The sequence below is a fragment of the Photobacterium angustum genome (assembly GCF_002954615.1).
Classification (GTDB): domain Bacteria; phylum Pseudomonadota; class Gammaproteobacteria; order Enterobacterales; family Vibrionaceae; genus Photobacterium; species Photobacterium angustum_A.
Genome location: NZ_MSCJ01000001.1, coordinates 2,321,026 through 2,343,603, shown reverse-complemented (window position 1 = coordinate 2,343,603; position 22,578 = coordinate 2,321,026). Strand labels below are relative to the sequence as shown.

Below are 22,578 nucleotides of genomic sequence, written 5' to 3'. Positions count from 1 at the left end.
GATAGTTAAAATAAAAGAGCCCGTTATGTCATTATTACTCGAAAGAGAATGCCATAACGGGCTTTTTGTCATACGTACTTTTTAGTCGAGAAGCTCAACTTCTGTAGGCGCGACATTTTCACTTGGATAACAGCCTAATACTTTAATAAAGCGAGTTAGGCGGGTGAGCTCTTCTAGCGCTTGTTGCATCACATCTGATTTAAGATTAACCTCGACATCCACATAGAACATTTCTTCCCATGGGTTGCCAATAACAGGGCGTGATTCTAGTTTACTCATATTGATATTAAGACTTCTCAGCACTAGTAAACATTCAACCAATGAACCTGCTTTTTGTGCTGTCGACATAATTAAAGTGGTTTTTGCTGGGATCAAGGATGTCACATCAACAGGTTTACGCGCTACGACAATAAAGCGGGTAAAGTTTTCTTGCTGATTGGCAATACCTGATTTAATGGAGGTTAAACCATACAATTCGCCGCTGGATGCATTACCAATAGCTGCAATATTCGGTTGTTTTAGCTCGGCCACTTGCTCCATCGCTTCAGCGGTACTTGAACAATATTCTTGCTTTATGCTCCCCATGCTATGAAGGAACTCGCTACATTGTTGGTGTGGCTGTGGGTGAGAATACAAGGTATCAATATGTTCAAGTTTCGTATCGACAGCTGTAAGTAGGCAATGTTCGATAGGTTGGGTTATTTCGCCCACAATAGAAAGGCTTGTGTGCTGTAGTAAATCATACACTTCATTGATTGATCCAGAGCTGGTATTTTCAATTGGTAAGACACCATAATCAGCATTACCTGTTTCGACAGTATTGAAAATATCGCGAAAAGTAGAGCAACTCAGCTCAACTAGATCGGTTTGTTTACGGCTAAAATAATTTCGGCTAGCTAAGTAAGAGTATGAGCCTTTAGCACCAAGAAAAGCGACACGAGCAGTTGGATTCGCACTATCTGGGTTGGCGAGCTTTTGTAGGTAAGCCTGTTGAAATAATACGGAGTCTTCAATTATGGTATGGAAGATCTGCGTAACATATTGAGCATCTAATTGATGAAGCTTGCCACTTTCTATCAGTTTTAAAAGTAATTCGTGTTCACGTGTTTGATCGCGTACAGGTTTAGCGGTGCTAATTTTACTTTTAGCCACCTCTAGACTAAGCGCTCTTCGCTCTGCCAGTAGTTCAAGTAAAGCGTTATCGATACGACTGACATTTTGACGAATGTCATCGAGAGAATAGCGAGTATCGGTCATTGGCGTCCCTATCTGATTTCCAAGTATAGCGATAGCTTTTATCGTCACTTACCTTTCATATCATACTAATGCGAATTAATACGAAAGAGTTGATGAATAGATAAGTTGCGATGATATAAGCGAAATGGTCATTTTTTATCATTAGCCACATTATGCAGCACATTATTTATTGTCAAGTAGATTAGTGGCTAGTGCTAAGAATGGAAATAATAAGGGAAGATCCTTATTGTTATGTCGATATAATCAGAACAGTATTGCTAGAAACAAACAGCCCCGCATAAGCGGGGCTGTTTTAAAATCCTTATGATATTCTAGTATGCGTCGTCTAGCTCAACTTCATCTAGTTCTACTTCGTCTTCAGCCACTTCTGGCTTTTCACTATGGCTCGCACGACGAGCATTAGGTTTGTGAGCTTGTTTTTTCAACTGTCGGTCAAGCTTCTGGTAAAGCTCTGTAATAGCACCAAACAGGTCGTCATGCTCTGCAGAAGCAACGAGTTGTCCTCCGGCAATGTTTACTGCAGCCTCGACTTTAAATTGCTTGCTTGGCTCTTTGCTAATCACAACGTGTTTTTTGATTAGCGGCACCTGAAGTTTTTCTAACTTATTGAACTTAAATTCAAAACGCTCACGGATAGCCGGGGTGATATCGATGTTTTTACCAGTGATTTCTAATGTCATAATTATCTTCCTCGTTTGCTACCCTTCGTTGGGTTGAATTCAGATTACTAAATCTAGAACTTAATAACGTGATCTATGTCACATTGTAGCCTTTAATAATTATCAGCAAAAAAATCTGTGATCATCTTGGGTTTGTAGCAAAAAAGTTTATAAAAAGTACTTGAGATGAGAATAATATTTAAGGCAGTATGAAGGAAGGTAAAATGCTGGTGGCTAGTGCTAACTAGGGGTTTTATATAAGAATTTTAATATGGTGAACGTTTTTTAGTCATTATAACTAGTCAGTGTACTGACACAAAACATTAATTAATGTTAAAAATTAAACACTATTTTAAGTATAAAAAATGGCAGCTTATTTTTAAGCTGCCATTTTTTTATGAAATAAAATGCACTAATAGTTAGTTGGCTGGATTTAATTTCATCAATTTATCGGTGCGTTCAACTTCTTTTTGCAAGTTCAGCTTTTCATAGGCTGTCTTTTCCAGCGCTAATGATTGGCGTGCAGCTTCTGTATCTGGGTATAAACGTTGTATTTGCTGACAACGGTTAATTGCTGCAATCCAAGCTTCACGGCGAATATAGAAATCCGCAGTAGACAAATCATAATTCGCTAAACGGTTTTTCAAAAAGATCATACGTGCTTTAGCATCTGCACCATATTCACTTTCAGGGTAACGCTCTAAAAGGTATTTAAAATCCTTGAAGGCTTGGCGTGATGGTGTTGGATCACGGTCAAATCGATTGATATTAAACATATCATGCATAAAGCTACGATCTTGAGCCATATGTGTTAAACCACGCATATACACAACCCAGTCAGCTTGTGGATTATCAGGGTTTAAACGTAAAAAACGTTCAATCGTTGCTTCACCTAGCGCTAAATCATCACTTTTATAGTAAGCATAAATAAGATCTAGCTGTACTTGATCGGAATAAGCACCAAATGGGTAACGTGAATCTAGCGCTTCTAATTGTTCGATAGCCGATGTCCAATTTCCCTTTTGCAAAGCGGTTTGTGCTGTTGCATATAAGTTTGAAGGTGGCACATCTGGTATTACTTCTTCTTTACTCGAACAGCCTGAAAGAAGGGCTACGGCAAGAAGAGTCGTGATTGTCAGGCGTTTCATTGCGGCGTTAGTTTCCTTGATAAAAATTTTATTTTGCTCGATCCATTACGGTTGGAGCCGTTAACAGATACAATGACACTATATAGGTTACATCAAGCATAGTTTCAAGCTTGGTCCATTTTACGCAGCGTATGACAATTAGTCCCACGCTTTTTTAAAAAGTTCGCTATGGCACAGCAAATAGAATTGACAAACACAGTTGGTGAAAACCAATTAGGCATGCGCCTGGATCAGGTTATTGCTCAATTATATCCAGATTATTCGCGTTCGCGCATTAAAGATTGGATTTTAAACGGTATGGTTTCAGTGAATGGCGATGTCGTCAAGAAACCTCGTGAAAAAATGATGGGTGGCGAAGAGCTATTTATCCAAGCTGAGATCGAAGATGAAGTGCGTTGGGTTGCACAGGATATTCCTCTCGACATCGTTTATGAAGATGATGACATTCTTGTTATCAATAAACCGCGTGACTTTGTTGTTCACCCAGGCGCGGGTACGCCAGATGGTACGGTTCTGAATGCATTATTGCATCATTGTCCATCTCTGGCTGAAGTTCCTCGTGCGGGTATCGTTCACCGATTGGATAAAGATACTACCGGTTTAATGGTGGTTGCTAAAACGATTCAAGCACAAACGCGTTTAGTTCGTGCACTACAAAAGCGTAAGATTACGCGTGAGTATGAAGCGTTAGCTATCGGTCAGATGACAGGTGGTGGCACGATTGAAAAGCCAATTGGTCGCCACTCAACTAAGCGTATCTGTATGGCGGTACATGAAATGGGTAAAGATGCGATCACCCATTACCGTGTTGCTGAACGTTTCCGTGAACATACACGTATTGTATTACGTCTTGAAACGGGTCGTACGCACCAGATCCGTGTTCATATGTCATACATGAGCCACCCTTTAATTGGTGACGTGATTTATGGTGGTCGTCCTCGTCCGCCACGTGACGCATCTCCTGAATTTATTCAAGCACTGCGTGCGTTTGATCGACAAGCACTGCATGCACGTATGCTGCGATTAGATCACCCTATCACCGGTGAGAAGATGGAATGGCACGCACCGCTACCAATTGATATGGTGGCAATGATTGATATTTTGCGTAAAGACACGCAAGAAAATAACGAAGACGATTATTAATGAAAGTCATTATTCCTAACTGGCCAGCCTCGAAACATGTGCGCGCGATAAGTACGACCCGTTTAGGTGGTGTTAGTGCAGCTCCATATCATGAATTGAATTTAGGTTTACATGTTGGGGATGATGAAGCTGTTGTTAATCAAAACCGTGAATTGTTGAAACAACATTGTGGTCTTGTGGATTCTCCTGCATGGTTGAATCAAATCCACAGTGCTGATGTGATTGAGCTGAATGCTGAACTTTCATCAGTACCAGATGCTGATGGTAGCTTTACTCGTTCTCCGGGATTAGCCTGTGCCATCATGACTGCTGACTGTTTACCTGTTTTATTTTGCGATAAGCAAGGAACAGAAGTTGCTGCGGTTCATGCCGGATGGCGAGGACTAGCTACAGGTGTGATTGAGCACGCAGTGGAAAAATTTCACTGTAACGCAGCCGATATTATGGCGTGGTTAGGTCCAGCTATTGGGCCTAACGCATTTGAGGTCGGTGGTGAAGTGCGAGAACAATTTATGGCTGCCGATCCGAATGCCGAATGTGCTTTTACTGCGCATGGTGAGAAATGGTTGGCTGATTTGTATTTACTAGCAAAGCAGCGTTTGAATCGATTAGGTATCACTGCGGTTTATGGTGGAGAGTATTGTACTTTTACTGATGAACAGCAGTTTTATTCCTATCGACGACAAGCGGTAACAGGTCGTCAGGCCTCATTGATTTGGTTAGCGGATAACAAATAGCACGTCATTGGTTAACGTCGTTAATTATTGCTAAGCGAGTGATCTTAATAAAGATCGCTCGCTTTTTTTTTGCAGCATTATATTGCGATTTATGGAGTTGAAAAATACTTGCTAAGTATCCATATATATAGCATTAGTTTATTTATATTTATTGGGAGAACTTATGCGTCTTGACCGATTTACCAGCAAATTTCAATCGGCAATATCTGATGCTCAGTCGCTGGCTCTAGGACGAGACCATCAGTATATCGAGCCTGCACACCTTATGGTGGCTTTGCTTAATCAAGATGGTAGTACCGTGCGTCCGTTGCTCACCCTTTTGAACATCGATATTACCCAGTTACGTTCACGCTTAGCTGAACTATTAGATCGGATGCCTAAAGTAACGGGTATTGGTGGTGAAGTTCAGCTTTCACATGGCATGGGCATACTGCTTAATATGTGCGATAAGTTGGCACAAAAGCGGAAAGATAAATTTATTTCCTCAGAGTTATTTATTTTAGCGGCAGCTGAAGATAAAGGCCCATTGGGTGAGTTATTTAAAGAATTAGGTTTAACAGCGAAAAATATTGAACAAGCGATTGATCAAATTCGTGGTGGTCAAAAAGTCGATGATCCTAATGCCGAAGAAAATCGCCAAGCTCTGGAAAAGTACACGATCGATTTAACCGAACGTGCAGAGCAGGGCAAATTAGATCCTGTTATCGGTCGTGATGATGAAATTCGCCGTACTATTCAAGTATTGCAACGTCGTACCAAAAATAACCCAGTGATCATCGGTGAGCCTGGGGTTGGTAAAACAGCTATCGTTGAAGGATTAGCACAACGTATTGTTAACGGTGAAGTACCTGAAGGCTTGCGTGATAAGCGTGTCCTTTCTCTCGATATGGGCTCATTGATTGCTGGAGCTAAATTCCGTGGTGAATTTGAAGAGCGCTTAAAAGCGGTACTTAACGAATTATCGCAAGAAGATGGTCGTGTGATTTTGTTCATCGATGAAATTCACACCATGGTTGGTGCGGGTAAAGGCGAAGGCTCAATGGATGCCGGTAACATGCTAAAACCTGCATTGGCACGTGGTGAGCTTCATTGTGTCGGTGCTACAACATTAGATGAGTACCGTCAGTATATTGAGAAAGATGCGGCACTTGAACGTCGTTTCCAAAAAGTGCTGGTGGATGAACCGAGTGTTGAAGATACCATTGCAATTCTTCGTGGTTTGAAAGAGCGTTACGAGCTTCATCACCATGTGGAAATTACCGATCCTGCGATTGTAGCAGCAGCAACATTGTCACATCGTTATATTTCAGATCGTCAGTTACCAGATAAAGCAATTGATCTTATCGATGAAGCGGCATCAAGCATTCGTATGCAGATTGATTCAAAGCCCGAATCATTAGATCGTCTTGAGCGTCGTATTATTCAGCTTAAGATTGAACAGCAAGCGCTAGAAAAAGAAGATGATGCTGCAAGTAATAAACGTCTCAGTGATCTGCTTGAAGAGCTTGATCTAAAAGAGCGCGAATATGCAGAACTTGAAGAAGTGTGGAATGCTGAAAAAGCAGCACTGTCAGGTACTCAACATATTAAAGCAGAGCTTGAACAAGCGCGTACTGATGTGGAAATTGCTCGTCGTGCTGGCGATTTAAACCGCATGTCAGAGCTACAATATGGTCGTATTCCAGAGTTAGAGAAGCAGTTAGATCTTGCCGCGCAAGCAGAAATGCAAGAAATGACCTTGTTGAAAAACAAAGTTACTGATACTGAAATTGCCGATGTTTTATCAAAAGCGACAGGTATTCCTGTATCAAAAATGCTTGAAGGTGAGCGTGATAAATTGCTTCGTATGGAAGATGAATTACATCATCGTGTCATTGGTCAAGATGAAGCGGTAGTTGCTGTTGCTAATGCCATTCGTCGTAGCCGTGCAGGTCTTGCTGATCCGCAACGCCCAATTGGCTCTTTCTTATTCTTAGGCCCAACAGGTGTCGGTAAAACGGAGTTATGTAAATCACTGGCTAACTTTATGTTTGATAGTGAAGAAGCAATGGTGCGAATCGACATGTCTGAGTTTATGGAGAAACACTCAGTCGCTCGTCTAGTGGGTGCGCCTCCAGGTTACGTCGGTTATGAAGAAGGTGGTTACCTCACAGAAGCGGTTCGTCGTCGTCCATATTCAGTAGTATTACTGGACGAAGTAGAAAAAGCACACCCTGATGTGTTCAATATCTTACTTCAAGTATTAGATGACGGTCGTTTAACTGATGGTCAAGGTCGTACAGTAGATTTCCGTAATACGGTGATCATCATGACATCGAACTTGGGCTCAGATCGTATTCAAGAGCATTTCGGCAACCTTGACTATGAGGGAATCAAAGCACTTGTAATGGAAGTTGTTGGACAACACTTCCGCCCTGAGTTTATTAACCGTGTTGATGAAACCGTTGTGTTCCATCCGCTTGGTAAAGAAAACATCAAGAATATTGCAAGTATTCAGCTTGAACGATTGAAAAAACGCCTCGCTGAAAAAGACTTCCGTCTAGATGTTGAAGACAGTGCGTTAGATATGATTGCTGAAGCTGGATTTGATCCTGTTTATGGTGCGCGTCCATTGAAACGTGCGATTCAGCAATATATTGAAAACCCATTAGCGCAAGACTTGTTATCAGGTAAATTTGTTCCGGGTAAAGTGATAACACTGTCTGTGAAAGATGATGTAATTGTTGCTGAGCAAATTTAATTACTTCATTTAATCATTATGACTAAACGCCCTGCATTGAAGCAGGGCGTTTTTTTATCTAATAAAAACCATCTCCTTAGGTGAATTCTTGATCGTTAAAAGATGAATTGTTTAAGGATTGTTCAAACGCGCATTTTTCTTTAAAAAAGGGCTTGTCAGCAAAAAATCTCTCCCTATAATGCGACCTCACTGACACGGAGCAAGCCACTGGCTAGCAACGAAATCAGTATTGTTCTTTAACAATTTGACCATGCAATCTGTGTGGGCACTCGTTGAAAAGTTAAGTCGAAAGATTTATCAATGATACTAGTGACCAATACAAATAACTCATCTCTTTATAGAGAAGGATTATTTGGCACAGTCAATTCAAATATCCTAACTAGCTTCTAGTTAGCGGTATTTTAACAGTATTCATTGAGCCGGTCGAAAGACCAACAAAACTTTAATTGAAGAGTTTGATCATGGCTCAGATTGAACGCTGGCGGCAGGCCTAACACATGCAAGTCGAGCGGTAACAGATTGATAGCTTGCTATCAATGCTGACGAGCGGCGGACGGGTGAGTAATGCCTGGGAATATGCCCTGATGTGGGGGATAACTATTGGAAACGATAGCTAATACCGCATAATCTCTTCGGAGCAAAGAGGGGGACCTTCGGGCCTCTCGCGTCAGGATTAGCCCAGGTGGGATTAGCTTGTTGGTGGGGTAATGGCTCACCAAGGCAACGATCCCTAGCTGGTCTGAGAGGATGATCAGCCACACTGGAACTGAGACACGGTCCAGACTCCTACGGGAGGCAGCAGTGGGGAATATTGCACAATGGGGGAAACCCTGATGCAGCCATGCCGCGTGTATGAAGAAGGCCTTCGGGTTGTAAAGTACTTTCAGTTGTGAGGAAGGCAGTAAAGTTAATAGCTTTGCTGTTTGACGTTAGCAACAGAAGAAGCACCGGCTAACTCCGTGCCAGCAGCCGCGGTAATACGGAGGGTGCGAGCGTTAATCGGAATTACTGGGCGTAAAGCGCATGCAGGTGGTCTGTTAAGCAAGATGTGAAAGCCCGGGGCTCAACCTCGGAACAGCATTTTGAACTGGCAGACTAGAGTACTGTAGAGGGGGGTAGAATTTCAGGTGTAGCGGTGAAATGCGTAGAGATCTGAAGGAATACCGGTGGCGAAGGCGGCCCCCTGGACAGATACTGACACTCAGATGCGAAAGCGTGGGGAGCAAACAGGATTAGATACCCTGGTAGTCCACGCCGTAAACGATGTCTACTTGGAGGTTGTGGCCTTGAGCCGTGGCTTTCGGAGCTAACGCGTTAAGTAGACCGCCTGGGGAGTACGGTCGCAAGATTAAAACTCAAATGAATTGACGGGGGCCCGCACAAGCGGTGGAGCATGTGGTTTAATTCGATGCAACGCGAAGAACCTTACCTACTCTTGACATCCAGAGAATTCGCTAGAGATAGCTTAGTGCCTTCGGGAACTCTGAGACAGGTGCTGCATGGCTGTCGTCAGCTCGTGTTGTGAAATGTTGGGTTAAGTCCCGCAACGAGCGCAACCCTTATCCTTGTTTGCCAGCACATAATGGTGGGAACTCCAGGGAGACTGCCGGTGATAAACCGGAGGAAGGTGGGGACGACGTCAAGTCATCATGGCCCTTACGAGTAGGGCTACACACGTGCTACAATGGCGTATACAGAGGGCTGCCAACCAGCGATGGTGAGCGAATCCCAGAAAGTACGTCGTAGTCCGGATTGGAGTCTGCAACTCGACTCCATGAAGTCGGAATCGCTAGTAATCGTGAATCAGAATGTCACGGTGAATACGTTCCCGGGCCTTGTACACACCGCCCGTCACACCATGGGAGTGGGCTGCACCAGAAGTAGATAGCTTAACCTTCGGGAGGGCGTTTACCACGGTGTGGTTCATGACTGGGGTGAAGTCGTAACAAGGTAGCCCTAGGGGAACCTGGGGCTGGATCACCTCCTTACCTAAAGACTTGCTGTTTAATGCAGTGTCCACACAGATTGCTTGGTTAAAATGTAGAACGTAAAAAGACTTGGGTCTGTAGCTCAGGTGGTTAGAGCGCACCCCTGATAAGGGTGAGGTCGGTGGTTCAAGTCCACTCAGACCCACCACTTTCTCTCCCAGAGAAGGTGGCGGTTTAGTCTTTTATATCGTTGGGGTTATAGCTCAGCTGGGAGAGCGCCTGCCTTGCACGCAGGAGGTCTGCGGTTCGATCCCGCATAGCTCCACCACTCTTTAAACGCATTCTTGTGAGTGTTTTTAAAAAGTGGTTATCTAACGATAATGACATGTTCTTTAACAATCTGGAAAGCTGACTAGTAAATTCAATCAATAGATTGATTTTAAAAAATGTTTTTATCTTCGGATAAAAACGAGTTCTCAAACAATACACATTCAAGTGTCTTGTATCGAGTCCGGCGAAAAACCAACGTTTAATACTTTCTTGATCGAAGTGTTAAACACAAACCTTGGTTGTTTGAACATACGAAACCTCTTGGGGTTGTATGGTTAAGTGACTAAGCGTACACGGTGGATGCCTTGGCAGTCAGAGGCGATGAAGGACGTATTAACTTGCGATAAGCCCAGAGAAGGTAGTAAAAACCGGTGACTCTGGGATTTCCGAATGGGGAAACCCACGTGCATAAGCACGTATCGTGTTGTGAATACATAGCAGCACGAGGCGAACCGGGGGAACTGAAACATCTAAGTACCCCGAGGAAGAGAAATCAACCGAGATTCCGGTAGTAGCGGCGAGCGAAACCGGATTAGCCCTTAAGCTAGTTTTGCGTTAGGTGAAAGTTCTGGAAAGTTCTGCGATACAGGGTGATAGCCCCGTAACCGACAACGCATTATCAGTGAAAACGAGTAGGACGGGACACGTGATATCCTGTTTGAATATGGGGGGACCATCCTCCAAGGCTAAATACTCCTGACTGACCGATAGTGAACCAGTACCGTGAGGGAAAGGCGAAAAGAACCCCTGTGAGGGGAGTGAAATAGAACCTGAAACCGTGTACGTACAAGCAGTAGGAGCCCACTTGTTGGGTGACTGCGTACCTTTTGTATAATGGGTCAGCGACTTAATTTTAGTAGCAAGGTTAACCGTTTAGGGGAGCCGTAGGGAAACCGAGTCTTAACTGGGCGAATGAGTTGCTAGGATTAGACCCGAAACCGAGTGATCTAGCCATGGGCAGGTTGAAGGTGAGGTAACACTTACTGGAGGACCGAACCGACTAATGTTGAAAAATTAGCGGATGACTTGTGGCTAGGGGTGAAAGGCCAATCAAACTCGGAGATAGCTGGTTCTCCCCGAAAGCTATTTAGGTAGCGCCTCGGACGAATACTACTGGGGGTAGAGCACTGTTAAGGCTAGGGGGTCATCCCGACTTACCAACCCTTTGCAAACTCCGAATACCAGTAAGTACTATCCGGGAGACACACGGCGGGTGCTAACGTCCGTCGTGAAGAGGGAAACAACCCAGACCGCCAGCTAAGGTCCCAAAGTTATAGCTAAGTGGGAAACGATGTGGGAAGGCTCAGACAGCCAGGATGTTGGCTTAGAAGCAGCCATCATTTAAAGAAAGCGTAATAGCTCACTGGTCGAGTCGGCCTGCGCGGAAGATTTAACGGGGCTAAGCTATACACCGAAGCTGCGGCAATGCAGTTTACTGCATTGGGTAGGGGAGCGTTCTGTAAGCCGTTGAAGGTGAATCGTAAGGTTTGCTGGAGGTATCAGAAGTGCGAATGCTGACATGAGTAACGATAAAGGGAGTGAAAAACTCCCTCGCCGGAAGATCAAGGGTTCCTGTCCAACGTTAATCGGGGCAGGGTAAGTCGACCCCTAAGGCGAGGCCGAAAGGCGTAGTCGATGGGAAACGGGTTAATATTCCCGTACTTCTTATAATTGCGATGGAGGGACGGAGAAGGCTAGGTGAGCCTGGCGACGGTTGTCCAGGTCCAAGTATGTAGGCTGATGGTTTAGGCAAATCCGGACCATCTTAAGGCTGAGATACGATGTCGAGTTACTACGGTGACGAAGTCATTGATGCCATGCTTCCGGGAAAAGCTTCTAAGCTTCAGATTATAAGAAATCGTACCCCAAACCGACACAGGTGATCAGGTAGAGAATACCAAGGCGCTTGAGAGAACTCGGGTGAAGGAACTAGGCAAAATGGTACCGTAACTTCGGGAGAAGGTACGCTCCTAGCGGTGATGAGACTTGCTCTCTAAGCTGCCGGGAGTCGCAGATACCAGGTGGCTGCAACTGTTTATTAAAAACACAGCACTGTGCAAAATCGAAAGATGACGTATACGGTGTGACGCCTGCCCGGTGCCGGAAGGTTAATTGATGGGGTTAGACTTCGGTCGAAGCTCTTGATCGAAGCCCCGGTAAACGGCGGCCGTAACTATAACGGTCCTAAGGTAGCGAAATTCCTTGTCGGGTAAGTTCCGACCTGCACGAATGGCGTAATGATGGCCACGCTGTCTCCACCCGAGACTCAGTGAAATTGAAATCGCAGTGAAGATGCTGCGTCCCCGCGGCTAGACGGAAAGACCCCGTGAACCTTTACTATAGCTTGGCACTGAACATTGACCCTACATGTGTAGGATAGGTGGGAGACGTTGAAGCAACCGCGCCAGTGGTTGTGGAGTCAATCTTGAAATACCACCCTTGTATGCTTGATGTTCTAACGTTGGTCCCTTATCGGGATTACGGACAGTGCCTGGTGGGTAGTTTGACTGGGGCGGTCTCCTCCCAAAGAGTAACGGAGGAGCACGAAGGTGGGCTAATCACGGTCGGACATCGTGAGGTTAGTGCAATGGCATAAGCCCGCTTGACTGCGAGAATGACAATTCGAGCAGGTGCGAAAGCAGGTCATAGTGATCCGGTGGTTCTGAATGGAAGGGCCATCGCTCAACGGATAAAAGGTACTCCGGGGATAACAGGCTGATACCGCCCAAGAGTTCATATCGACGGCGGTGTTTGGCACCTCGATGTCGGCTCATCACATCCTGGGGCTGAAGTCGGTCCCAAGGGTATGGCTGTTCGCCATTTAAAGTGGTACGCGAGCTGGGTTTAGAACGTCGTGAGACAGTTCGGTCCCTATCTGCCGTGGGCGTTGGATGATTGAGAGGGGCTGCTCCTAGTACGAGAGGACCGGAGTGGACGAACCGCTGGTGTTCGGGTTGTGTCGCCAGACGCATTGCCCGGTAGCTAAGTTCGGAATCGATAACCGCTGAAAGCATCTAAGCGGGAAGCGAGCCTCAAGATGAGTCATCCCTAGACCTTTAAGGTCTCTAAAGGGTTGTTGAAGACTACAACGTTGATAGGTCGGGTGTGTAAGTGCTGCGAGGCATTGAGCTAACCGATACTAATTGCCCGTGAGGCTTAACCATACAACACCCAAGGGGTTTTATCTCGTAAAGAGAAAAGCGGACTCCAAGTACACTTGAACGTGTAGAGAACACTAGTTAGATTTTCCCAGATTGCTATTTATTGTCTAATGACAATAAATAAAACCGAATTTGCTTGGCGACCATAGCGTTATGGACCCACCTGATCCCATGCCGAACTCAGTAGTGAAACGTAATAGCGCCGATGGTAGTGTGGGGTCTCCCCATGTGAGAGTAGGACATCGCCAGGCTTTGAATTTTCTTTCACTTTTATAAAAAGTGAAGACAAAAAGTTAAGATACTTGTTCTGAACGACAGGTATCGGATAAAACGAAAGTTTTATCTCCGTGTGGAGCGGTAGTTCAGTTGGTTAGAATACCGGCCTGTCACGCCGGGGGTCGCGGGTTCGAGTCCCGTCCGCTCCGCCACTTCTTAAAGAAACCTCAGCAGAAATGCTGAGGTTTTTTGCTATGTGCGACCCGAAAAAGTGCTTCGCATCTTGGGTCGCGGCACTGGCCGTGCGCGTTGAGTCCCTACCGTCCCACCACTTATATTAAGCCCTAGTCGAAAGACTGGGGCTTTTTTTCGTTTGTAAGAAATGAATATGATAGTGGGGGAGTTCGTTTGGTTAAGATTTAAAATTGAGAAGCTTAACTGCTGGTAACGCTGGGATGCGCTGGTATTAGGAGTGGAACCCAGTATTATTGAATAAAAAAGCCCTGCTATAGCTAGCAGGGCTTAAAATAATCTTATTGTAACTTTAGATTAGATAACAACTTTTCCATTTTTAACCGCTAGCGTATCGCCACTTGGTTTGGCGTCCATGCGGACTGTATCTTTATTATCGCCAAGTTGGTAAGTTACATCATAGCCAATGGTTTGTTCTGTTTTACTATTTTCAGTATGACAACGCTTTTCCATCGTAGTCGTTGTATTGTTTGCTTGCATCTTACCTTGAACGGCATTACCAGCAACACCACCGGCTACAGCACCAGCTACTGTTGCGACTTTCTTACCATTACCACCACCAACTTGGTGTCCAAGTACACCGCCAGCAACAGCACCAGCAATGGTACCTAATACTTTATTTTCGTCTTTAGGAGCGACCTTATGAGTCACAGCAACTTGCTCACAGACTTGGTGTGGTGTGGTTACTGTTTTAGTGACGGCTTTTACTGATAAAACTTTTGCTTCTGTTGGTTCGCTAGCGTGAGATTTTTCATTACACCCTGTTAACGATAAGCTTGAAATAGCAACCAGTGCACTTAGACCCATAATCATATTTTTTTTCATCATATCTCTCCTTAATTTTCTGAAGTCTATTCTCCTGATTAGTTCCTGTTTAATGACAGAGCGTTGTAATTTAAATGTAAGCTGATAGTAAAATATTGAATGTATCTAATGCTGTTGATTCACTGTATAGATGAAAGACGGGTGGGGGAAAGACTGGTTTTATTTTTTTATAAAGGGTGAAAATAAGAAACTTAAATTGATTAACTAAATATAAATCACTTTAAATTGAGGAATAAAATAACTCGGTTAATTATTATCATCACTGAGTGGGCTTGTTGAAATGAATGATTCAACAGAAATCTCTTTATCCGATCAAGTTAAAGGTGTTGTTAAAGAAAATTGGAATGTTTTATTTCTCGCAATATTAATTGTAAGTATTGGGCAGCTTAGTTTAGGTTTAGTCTTTCCTTTATTACCTTGGATCCACCTAGATTTTAATATTAATCAACGTTTAGCCGAAGGACTTATTGTTAGTTACCTAATGGGGTATGGACCTTCACAGTTACTTTATGGGCCACTTTCTTATGTTTATGGACGTCGGCATGTATTATTAATCGGGTTATTTATCTCTATCCTTGGATTAGGAATTATCTTAACTTTTCACCATTACTTTTATATTTTGATTATAGGACGTTTTATTCAAGGAATTGGTGGCGGGTGTGAATCAGTTATTGCACGTTCAATGCTACATGATAGCTATAAAAATAAATTTTTTTTATCAGCGATGACAGGACTATCGATTATTTCAGCATTTACGCCAATATTCTCGCCTATTATGGGAGGATTAGTGAATCATCATTTTGGTTGGTTTGCGGTTTTTATTTGCTTGTTTATCTATACCGTTTTAGGTTTTTTAATTTTATTTTTCTATTTGCCTGAAACATTAACTACGCCTCGTGTCTCGATCTCATTTATTCCTATATTTCAATACTATGGAACTTTGTTAAAAGATCGATACTTTCTTTCTTATGCCATGATCGGTTGGGTTAATTGGGCGCTTGTCATATTTTCCGGTTCATTAGCTCCATTTATTTTAGAATCACAATTACATATCTCTTCAGCAAACTATGCCTATTGGTCAATTATTCCTGCGGTAGCGTTTTTATTTGCAAGTACATTATGCTTTATATTGAGGAAGTCTTACGGTACGCACCATATTGTATTTATTGCTCCTGTTATTCAATTGAGTGTGGTGATGCTCTTTTTATCACAACCAATGTCACTATTGACGTTAACAATCGGCTTTATTGGTGTTGCTATTGCTCAAGCGCTGATTTACCCCTGTTCTCAATCCTTACTATTGGTACCTTACAGTAATCAATTAGGGACAGTAAGTGCGCTTTCTGGCGGTGGACAAATGTTATTCTCAGCTATTTTTATTTTTATCGCATGGCAGCTTAATCTTGATAATTTTTACTCACTGACAGCTATTATATTTATTACATCCGTCATTGGACTGCTATTTGCCTTGCTGGGCAAGCGATGTACGGCAAGTGCATCACTAGAAAATGAATTATTTAAGTAATAAAAAATCGGGAAATGTTTTTTTCTTTATTACAATGTACATTCGTAAAACAATAATAAAGATAATACTGCTTAAGGTCGCAATATCTGGGTTAATGTGGTGCTCAGTTTGGAGAATATATAAGTAACAGCCAATAATAACTGGGCTGGCATAAAATTCCGTATTGTTAAACATGGTAGGGCGGTTGGTGAGAATATCACGCAATACGCCACCAAAGACGGCTGTTATCATTCCCATGGTGATCGCAACGTATGGCGCGTAGTGTTGTGCGGTAAGGGATTTAGTAACCAGCACGGAGAACATTGAAATACCAATCGCATCCAGAGTCACAATGAGACGTTCGACTTTTTCTTGTCGTAAATGTGGTGCAAGAAAAAAACCAATGAAAGAGCTAAGTAATGCCGTCCAAAAATAGGATGGATCTCTTATCCAAAATACCTGATTTGTGGATAGTATAATATCCCTAACGGTTCCGCCTCCGAGCGCTGTTACCCACCCAATCACCATGATGCTAACGATGTCTTTACCTTTATTGGATTCACTGATCACGGCACTTAATGCGAAGGCAATAATACAAATAATTTCAATGGAATGAATGAACATGATAGACCTATACGATTACCAAGCAATGAAAGTCGGTTGGAATCGTAGCATGAGGGTAAGGTATTGAAATGGGGTAATAATGAGCTTAGTGTTTTCAAAAATAAAAGGCCGGTATAAACCGGCCTTGATGTATTTATCGTGTTCGATTATCGACCACTGTGATCAAATGTTTTTACATCTTCAGCAGTGCATTTAGCTTGTGCATGTGTATTTAGAAAATCAATTGAACGTTTAAAGTCAGCAATTAATAGATTAGCTAAATCAATCGTTAGACCTTGTTTAACTAAGATACGTTGTACCACAAGATCTTGTGCGTTTGCAGGTAAGCTATAAGCAGGTACTAACCAGCCACGAGTACGTAGACGATCTGCTAAGTCATATAGGCTAAATGAAACACCAGCACCATTTTTTAAGCGCCATGAAATTGCTGGAATACCTTTTTCACGGTTACCGTCAAATAAGAATTCAAACAGATTAAATTTGTTTAACTCTTTGACGAGGTATTCGCATACATCGTAACTTGCATCATGAATACGTTTGTAGCCTTCATAACCTAAACGTAGGAAGTTGTAGTATTGCGCAATGATTTGTCCTGCTGGGCGAGAGAAATTCAAGGCGAAAGTCGGCATGTCACCGCCTAAGTAGTTAACATGGAATACTAAGCCTTCAGGTAAATCTTCTTTACTACGCCATACAACCCAGCCGCATCCTAAAGGCGCTAGACCGAATTTATGGCCTGAAGTACTGATTGATTTAACACGCTCTAAACGGAAGTCCCAAGGATCAATTTCTGGTGCACAAAATGGTGCTAGCATTGCGCCGCTTGCACCGTCAACGTGGATATCGATAGAGTTACCAGTATCATGTTCGTAAGTATCTAGTGCATCAGATAACGGTTTTACTGTTTCGTATAAACCAGTGAAAGTTTGACCGAAAGTCGGTACTACCATGATAGTGTTTGCATCGACAAGCTCTAACATGTCTTCTGGCGTCATACAGTAATGACCATCAGCCATTTTTGTTTCACGCATTTCAATGTCCCAGTAGCGGGCAAATTTTTCCCAACAAACTTGGACTGGACCACAAACCATGTTTGGTTTATCGGTTGGTTGACCAAGAGCACGACGCTTTTCACGCCAGCGCCATAGGGCAGCTAAACCACCTAACATACATGCTTCACTGGAGCCTGTAGTTGAAGTACCAACGGTAGTTACTGATTCTGGTGAATTCCATAAATCCGCTAAAATATGAACACAGCGACCTTCTATTTCAGCAGACTGAGGGTATTCATCTTTATCAATCATGTTCTTATCAATGGATAGATCCATTAATTTATGCACTTCATCTTCTTCCCATGTTTGGCAGAAGGTGGCAAGGTTTTGACGTGCATTACCATCAAGGTAAAGTTCGTCACGGATCATTTGATAGATCACGTTAGGTGCTTGTTCTTGCTGTGGTAGCTTGGTAGTTGCCGCAACGTTATGAATAGTATCTGAACCATAGATTGGATCGTTACCAGTTTTACGTGTTACTTCATGAAGAGCCATAATTTTCTTCCTACCTTAGTGTTGCTTACTGTTAAACAAGTTCCAGCCCATAGTTTGAGCGACATGTTTGATCATTAATTGTCCGCGTACGCTATTACCAAATTGGTCGATACGAGGTGAGAATGCAGCGAGTGCACCTACGTTTGGAATAATGGTAACTAAACCACCACCAACACCACTTTTTCCTGGTAAACCCACATCATAAGCCCAGTCGCCCGATGTGTCGTAAAGCCCTTCCATCATCATTTCAGCTAAGATATGAGAGGCATTGTCAGGGCTAACAAGTTGTTGTCCTGAAATTGGGTTTTTACCGCCATTAGCATAAGTAGCACCTACTGTGGCCAATTCAACAGTGTTGAATAACGTCGAACACTGACGGGTATAAACATCACACGCTTCAAGTGGATCAGAGTAGATACGGTTTGATGATTCTAGTAACAAAGCAATTGCGCGGTTATGGGCGTTGGTTGTTTGCTCAGACTGATTCACATCCTCTGAAAGCTCAATGTTTGCCCCAGCTAGCGCTGATTGAAACGCGAGAATTTTCTGCCAGCGTTGTTCTTTATCATCAGCTTCAATTAGGCTTACCGTTGCCATTGCACCTGCATTTACAAGCGGTGTTAGTGGTTTACCGTTATGGAGTTCAAGCGCCATCACGGAATTAAACGGTAAGCCTGTTGGTTCAGCACCGACTTTACTGTGAATCGCATCTGCACCTGATTGTTCTAGTGCTAACCCTAATGTCATGATCTTTGAGATAGATTCAATGGCATATTTGTAGTCAGCATCTTGGATTTTAATGACTTCGCCTGTGACAGAGACGAAAGCCAATCCACATAAATCTGATGGAACCGATGCTAGGAACGGGATGTAAGAAGCATTAGCGCCATCTTTGTTGCCTTTATGCAAATCAAACGCTTGTTGCATAATGGCAGCGACATCTTTTTTACAACACGACATATTCATTTCCTTACTGATTCAATGTGTGAGTAACTTTGTCTGATGGGTTAATTACACCTGGATGAACGTTTTCAATTTCCCAAGTGAATGGCGCAAAGTCTGTAACCGCTGGATCTTTCCAGTGAGGTTTGCGGGCTTTGTAGATAAATAGCGGAACAGATACAAAGATGATGGTTAGCACAACTAAGATACCTACGTATTCTTGAGGGCTACCGACAGAGATCTGGCCGGGTGGAATGAATGAGAAGATGAAGGCAGTTAAAGAGCCAACAAAACCTACGCCACCAACAAACCACATGCCACCATTACCACCAGGGATTTTGAATGCACGTGGGCGGTTTGGTTGGCTATAACGTAAGTGAATGGCAGCAGCAAACATCAATAGGTACATCACAAGATATAAGATCACTGTAAGCTGACTTAAGATCTGATAAGCCGCTTGTACAGATGGAAGTACCACAAATACGACTGAGAGAGCGGTAACAAGTAGACCTTGCATCAACATGATATGTGATGCCATGCCGTGTTTGTTTGTGTATTGCCAAAAACGAGGCAAATAACCGCCTTTTGCCACAACAAGTAGTGCTGAAGAAGGACCTGCAACCCAACCAACAACACCCGCTAGTACGCCAAGAGCTAAACATGCAGCCATGACAGGCGCAGCCCAGCTAATACCAGCCCAAGCAAACATGTCATCGTAAGTAACCAGTAAGCTTTGAGTTAAGCTAATGTCTTTTTGAGGGATAACAAACGCAATAGCTAATGTACCGAGTACGAATACACATACCGTACCAAGTGCAGCGATACCGATAGCGATAGGGTAGTTACGTGGCGCATCATCAACTTCTTTAACGTGAATAGCGTTCATTTCCATACCGGCGTAGAACAAGAAGATGCTGGCAGCAAGAACAACATTATTAAAGTTAGAGAAGTCTGGAATGAGTTTATCCCAGCCTAATTGAATTTGTGGTGTATTACCGGCGAAGAAATAAGAAAAGCCTAATACAATTAATACGATACCAGGAATAACAGTACCAATTAAACCGCCCCACTTAGCGACTTTAGAGAAAGCCTCAGTACCACGTAGAGCAATGAAAGTGGCTACCCAATAAATAGCGAGAACAATGGCAAGTACGAAGAATTTGTTTTCTGATAGTGCTTGGTCAAAAGTATGGTTAGGTCCCATAAAGGCAAGGGAAACTGAACCGAATGTTAGTGCTGTTGGGAACCAAACGGTCACCTCAATCCACAACATAAAAATAGCAACAAGCGCAAGTTTTGGACCAAATGCTTCACCTACCCAGCGGAAGATACCGCCTTTTTCCGACCAACCTGTTGCGAGCTCTGCTGCAACCAGTGATACAGGAATAAGAAAAACAATAGCAGCAAAAATATAATAAAAGATTGAACTTAAACCATATTCTGCTTCAGCAGGAAGACCACGCAAACTCACCACGGCAACAATGTTTAACATTGCCAAGGCGAATACGCCGATCCTCCCTTTATTTATTTTGTCTGTACTAGCCATAATAACCTACTTATATTTCCATATTTAACATACGTGGGTTAGGTGTCCTTGTAGGCGTATAACATTTTAAGAAACGTTATATGGAGACAGGTGTTACCTAATGGTGAGAAAAGTAGCATCAAGTATTTGCATTTAATATTCCTAAAAAACATACTTTAAGTTGCAAATATTAATGTTGTTTTAATGAATAAAAAGAGTAGATGTGGAGGTTTTTTATACTTATCTGAATTAAATGAGCGGTTATTAGAAATGAAGTAAATAAATTTACTTGATAGCATTAAACGGTCTATGAGATTCTAAGTTTAAGGACTTAATGGATGGATAATATAGTGAAATTCTTTTTTCAACGCAGTGAAACGGACTCGGAAATACGCATAGAATTGAAGACAGCCCCTTTTTATTTGTTATTAGCAATGATTGCAGGCTGGTTAGCTATTAGCTTTATTTTGAAATCTAATGAGGCTGGTTCAATCTTTTTACCAGTACTTATAGGCTTTATCATGCTGAGATTCTTTGCCTTAATTAAAGCGCAGAAAGAAGTACTAGCGGCGATGAAAGATCGTCGACTAACGACTCAAGGTAGTAAGTTTTCTTTTAATAATCCGTTTATTTATATTATTAAAAAGAAAGTAGATAACACTAAACCAGAAAAATAAGTATTAACCTTTTATAACAAAGCGGCTCACTAAAATAGTGAGCCGCTTTTTGTTATCGATAATCTATCGACAATAAAATTAGTTATTGCTGTGTAATTCGCTGTTTAGCTCAATCGCAGTTTTGTTGGTTAAACATTCGATCTGGCCTGTCATAGAGTTACGACGGAACAGTAGATCAGGTTTGCCAGCAAGATCGCGCGCTTTAACGACTTCTACAGGTTTACCGCTAGCATCAAGCATTTGTACTTTAGAGCCTGCAGTTACATATAGGCCTGATTCAATAGTACAACGATCACCCATAGGGAAACCAAGACCAGCGTTGGCACCTAGTAGGCTGTTTTCACCGATAGAAACGACTACTTTACCACCGCCAGAAAGAGTACCCATGATGGATGCACCACCACCGATATCAGAGCCATCACCCACAACAACCCCAGCAGATATACGGCCTTCAACCATACTTACACCTGTTGTACCTGCGTTGAAGTTGATGAAACCTTCGTGCATAACTGTCGTACCTTCACCCACGTGTGCGCCAAGACGTACACGAGATGTATCAGCAATACGTACGCCTGTTGGTACCACGTAGTCCACCATTTTAGGGAACTTATCGACGCAATCGACAGTGATTGTTTCACCGTTTAAACGGGCTTCAATTTGACGATCTGCAAGCTCTGGAAGATCAATTGGACCTTTGTTTGTCCAAGCGATGTTGTGTAGTAAGCCGAAAATACCGTCAAGCACTACGCCATGAGGCTTAACTAAACGGTGAGAAATTAGTTGTAGCTTTAAGAAACCTTCAGCAACAGACGATGGAGCGAGATCTGTTTTTAGCATCACCATAACGAGTGGCTGAGAGGACAGTGTTGCTTTTGCTGCAAACTGTGCACTTACTTCATCGTCAGCATCTTCAAATGCAGAAGCGATAGCTGCACATTGTTCTGGTGTTACTTCAATCGCTTGGTTGCCGCCACGGTAGCCAACAATCGTCGCAATATCTTTTACTAATTGTTCTGCTGGATGAAGCGTTGGGGTTGGGAAAAACGCTTCAATGATTTTTCCATCACGGTTTTTAGTGGCTGTACCTAGGGCGAGTGAAAAGCTAGACATGGTTACCTGTTCTCCATTACAAAAAATGTGATGTTAAATACACCTTACATTGAGGTGGAACATCAAGATAAGCCCGAGAGATCATTTGCAACGAGCAGATAACTCCCGATTAATAAAACCATAATAAAGACACTTGGTAAGATATAGAAGAGCCGAAAGAAAAATCAGAGCAAAATGATGTTTTTTTAACGAATATGTTGCCTTAAAGGGAGGGAATAGCCCTTAAAGATGGGACAAATTACTGGCTGATATT

At 42.9% G+C, this 22,578-nt stretch carries 14 protein-coding genes, 3 tRNA genes and 3 rRNA genes; 11 read left to right on the top strand and 9 right to left on the bottom strand.

Annotated elements, in window-relative coordinates; translation table 11 throughout:
• Window positions 1-81: 81 nt before the first annotated feature.
• From pheA to bamD, 3 genes are all read right to left on the bottom strand, one after another.
• A complete protein-coding gene (gene pheA, locus BTO08_RS10365; protein ID WP_105060903.1) occupies window positions 82-1,257 on the bottom strand; it encodes a prephenate dehydratase in 1,176 nt (391 codons plus the stop codon).
• Window positions 1,258-1,568: 311 nt separating this feature from the next.
• Window positions 1,569-1,937, bottom strand: a complete 369-nt coding sequence (gene hpf / locus BTO08_RS10360) for a ribosome hibernation-promoting factor, HPF/YfiA family (RefSeq protein WP_005371540.1) — start codon at window positions 1,935-1,937, stop codon at window positions 1,569-1,571.
• 398 nt (window positions 1,938-2,335) lie between these two features.
• On the bottom strand, window positions 2,336-3,064 hold the full coding sequence (gene bamD, locus BTO08_RS10355; protein ID WP_005371542.1) for an outer membrane protein assembly factor BamD: 729 nt from the start codon (window positions 3,062-3,064) through the stop codon (window positions 2,336-2,338).
• A gap of 168 nt (window positions 3,065-3,232) precedes the next feature.
• Here bamD and rluD point away from each other — a divergent pair, with 168 nt between their 5' ends.
• From rluD to BTO08_RS10310, 9 genes are all read left to right on the top strand, one after another.
• On the top strand, window positions 3,233-4,207 hold the full coding sequence (gene rluD / locus BTO08_RS10350) for a 23S rRNA pseudouridine(1911/1915/1917) synthase RluD (protein ID WP_005371544.1): 975 nt from the start codon (window positions 3,233-3,235) through the stop codon (window positions 4,205-4,207).
• Window positions 4,207-4,944: a peptidoglycan editing factor PgeF gene (gene pgeF / locus BTO08_RS10345; RefSeq protein WP_045130760.1), complete on the top strand. Its 738-nt coding sequence runs from the start codon at window positions 4,207-4,209 to the stop codon at window positions 4,942-4,944. The genes rluD and pgeF overlap by 1 nt, the downstream gene beginning before the upstream one ends.
• Window positions 4,945-5,107: 163 nt before the next feature.
• Window positions 5,108-7,684: an ATP-dependent chaperone ClpB gene (clpB, locus tag BTO08_RS10340; protein WP_105060902.1), complete on the top strand. Its 2,577-nt coding sequence runs from the start codon at window positions 5,108-5,110 to the stop codon at window positions 7,682-7,684.
• A 443-nt stretch (window positions 7,685-8,127) separates the two neighbouring features.
• Window positions 8,128-9,672: ribosomal RNA gene (locus BTO08_RS10335) — 16S ribosomal RNA — on the top strand.
• A gap of 71 nt (window positions 9,673-9,743) precedes the next feature.
• Window positions 9,744-9,820 (top strand) — tRNA-Ile (locus BTO08_RS10330).
• Between the two features lie 44 nt (window positions 9,821-9,864).
• Window positions 9,865-9,940 (top strand) — tRNA-Ala (locus tag BTO08_RS10325).
• A gap of 275 nt (window positions 9,941-10,215) precedes the next feature.
• Window positions 10,216-13,106, top strand: a 23S ribosomal RNA gene (locus BTO08_RS10320).
• Window positions 13,107-13,238: 132 nt separating this feature from the next.
• Window positions 13,239-13,354: ribosomal RNA gene (rrf, locus tag BTO08_RS10315) — 5S ribosomal RNA — on the top strand.
• Together the 16S, 23S and 5S rRNA genes with 3 tRNA genes alongside form the textbook arrangement of a ribosomal RNA operon.
• Before the next feature lie 100 nt (window positions 13,355-13,454).
• Window positions 13,455-13,531: transfer RNA gene (locus BTO08_RS10310), tRNA-Asp, on the top strand.
• Between the two features lie 337 nt (window positions 13,532-13,868).
• Here the strand turns inward: BTO08_RS10310 and BTO08_RS10305 are convergent.
• On the bottom strand, window positions 13,869-14,399 hold the full coding sequence (locus BTO08_RS10305; RefSeq protein ID WP_242446251.1) for a glycine zipper 2TM domain-containing protein: 531 nt from the start codon (window positions 14,397-14,399) through the stop codon (window positions 13,869-13,871).
• Window positions 14,400-14,676: 277 nt separating this feature from the next.
• Between BTO08_RS10305 and BTO08_RS10300 the strand changes: the two genes are divergently transcribed.
• Window positions 14,677-15,921, top strand: a complete 1,245-nt coding sequence (locus tag BTO08_RS10300; protein WP_105060900.1) for an MFS transporter — start codon at window positions 14,677-14,679, stop codon at window positions 15,919-15,921.
• On the opposite strand, the gene BTO08_RS10295 is transcribed toward BTO08_RS10300, so the two are convergent.
• The 4 genes from BTO08_RS10295 to gadC form a co-directional block, all read right to left on the bottom strand.
• Window positions 15,910-16,524, bottom strand: a complete 615-nt coding sequence (locus tag BTO08_RS10295) for a trimeric intracellular cation channel family protein (RefSeq protein WP_005371554.1) — start codon at window positions 16,522-16,524, stop codon at window positions 15,910-15,912. The two genes, BTO08_RS10300 and BTO08_RS10295, sit on opposite strands and share 12 nt — an antisense overlap.
• A 146-nt stretch (window positions 16,525-16,670) precedes the next feature.
• Entirely contained in the window at window positions 16,671-18,071 is a 1,401-nt protein-coding gene (locus BTO08_RS10290; protein ID WP_105060899.1) for a glutamate decarboxylase, read from the bottom strand.
• Between the two features lie 15 nt (window positions 18,072-18,086).
• Window positions 18,087-19,031, bottom strand: coding sequence for a glutaminase A (gene glsA / locus BTO08_RS10285; RefSeq protein WP_105060898.1), 945 nt, complete (start codon window positions 19,029-19,031; stop codon window positions 18,087-18,089).
• A gap of 10 nt (window positions 19,032-19,041) precedes the next feature.
• On the bottom strand, window positions 19,042-20,559 hold the full coding sequence (gadC, locus tag BTO08_RS10280; RefSeq protein WP_105060897.1) for a putative glutamine/gamma-aminobutyrate antiporter GadC: 1,518 nt from the start codon (window positions 20,557-20,559) through the stop codon (window positions 19,042-19,044).
• Between the two features lie 317 nt (window positions 20,560-20,876).
• Here gadC and BTO08_RS10275 point away from each other — a divergent pair, with 317 nt between their 5' ends.
• A complete protein-coding gene (locus BTO08_RS10275) occupies window positions 20,877-21,215 on the top strand; it encodes a hypothetical protein (protein WP_105060896.1) in 339 nt (112 codons plus the stop codon).
• Window positions 21,216-21,293: 78 nt separating this feature from the next.
• On the opposite strand, the gene dapD is transcribed toward BTO08_RS10275, so the two are convergent.
• Window positions 21,294-22,325 carry a 2,3,4,5-tetrahydropyridine-2,6-dicarboxylate N-succinyltransferase gene (gene dapD / locus BTO08_RS10270; RefSeq protein ID WP_105060895.1) on the bottom strand — a complete coding sequence of 344 codons (1,032 nt, stop codon included), beginning with the start codon at window positions 22,323-22,325 and terminating at the stop codon, window positions 21,294-21,296.
• Window positions 22,326-22,578 lie beyond the last annotated feature (253 nt).

Excerpts from the sequence above, each read along its gene's own strand:
- BTO08_RS10290 (WP_105060899.1), bottom strand. The coding sequence starts at position 18,071 with ATGGCTCTTCATGAAGTAACACGTAAAACTGGTAACGATCCAATCTAT.
- BTO08_RS10305 (WP_242446251.1), bottom strand. The coding sequence starts at position 14,399 with ATGATGAAAAAAAATATGATTATGGGTCTAAGTGCACTGGTTGCTATT.
- BTO08_RS10300 (WP_105060900.1), top strand. The coding sequence starts at position 14,677 with ATGAATGATTCAACAGAAATCTCTTTATCCGATCAAGTTAAAGGTGTT.
- hpf (WP_005371540.1), bottom strand. The coding sequence starts at position 1,937 with ATGACATTAGAAATCACTGGTAAAAACATCGATATCACCCCGGCTATC.
- rluD (WP_005371544.1), top strand. The coding sequence starts at position 3,233 with ATGGCACAGCAAATAGAATTGACAAACACAGTTGGTGAAAACCAATTA.
- gadC (WP_105060897.1), bottom strand. The coding sequence starts at position 20,559 with ATGGCTAGTACAGACAAAATAAATAAAGGGAGGATCGGCGTATTCGCC.
- BTO08_RS10275 (WP_105060896.1), top strand. The coding sequence starts at position 20,877 with ATGGATAATATAGTGAAATTCTTTTTTCAACGCAGTGAAACGGACTCG.
- glsA (WP_105060898.1), bottom strand. The coding sequence starts at position 19,031 with ATGTCGTGTTGTAAAAAAGATGTCGCTGCCATTATGCAACAAGCGTTT.
- dapD (WP_105060895.1), bottom strand. The coding sequence starts at position 22,325 with ATGTCTAGCTTTTCACTCGCCCTAGGTACAGCCACTAAAAACCGTGAT.
- clpB (WP_105060902.1), top strand. The coding sequence starts at position 5,108 with ATGCGTCTTGACCGATTTACCAGCAAATTTCAATCGGCAATATCTGAT.
- BTO08_RS10295 (WP_005371554.1), bottom strand. The coding sequence starts at position 16,524 with ATGTTCATTCATTCCATTGAAATTATTTGTATTATTGCCTTCGCATTA.
- pheA (WP_105060903.1), bottom strand. The coding sequence starts at position 1,257 with ATGACCGATACTCGCTATTCTCTCGATGACATTCGTCAAAATGTCAGT.
- pgeF (WP_045130760.1), top strand. The coding sequence starts at position 4,207 with ATGAAAGTCATTATTCCTAACTGGCCAGCCTCGAAACATGTGCGCGCG.
- bamD (WP_005371542.1), bottom strand. The coding sequence starts at position 3,064 with ATGAAACGCCTGACAATCACGACTCTTCTTGCCGTAGCCCTTCTTTCA.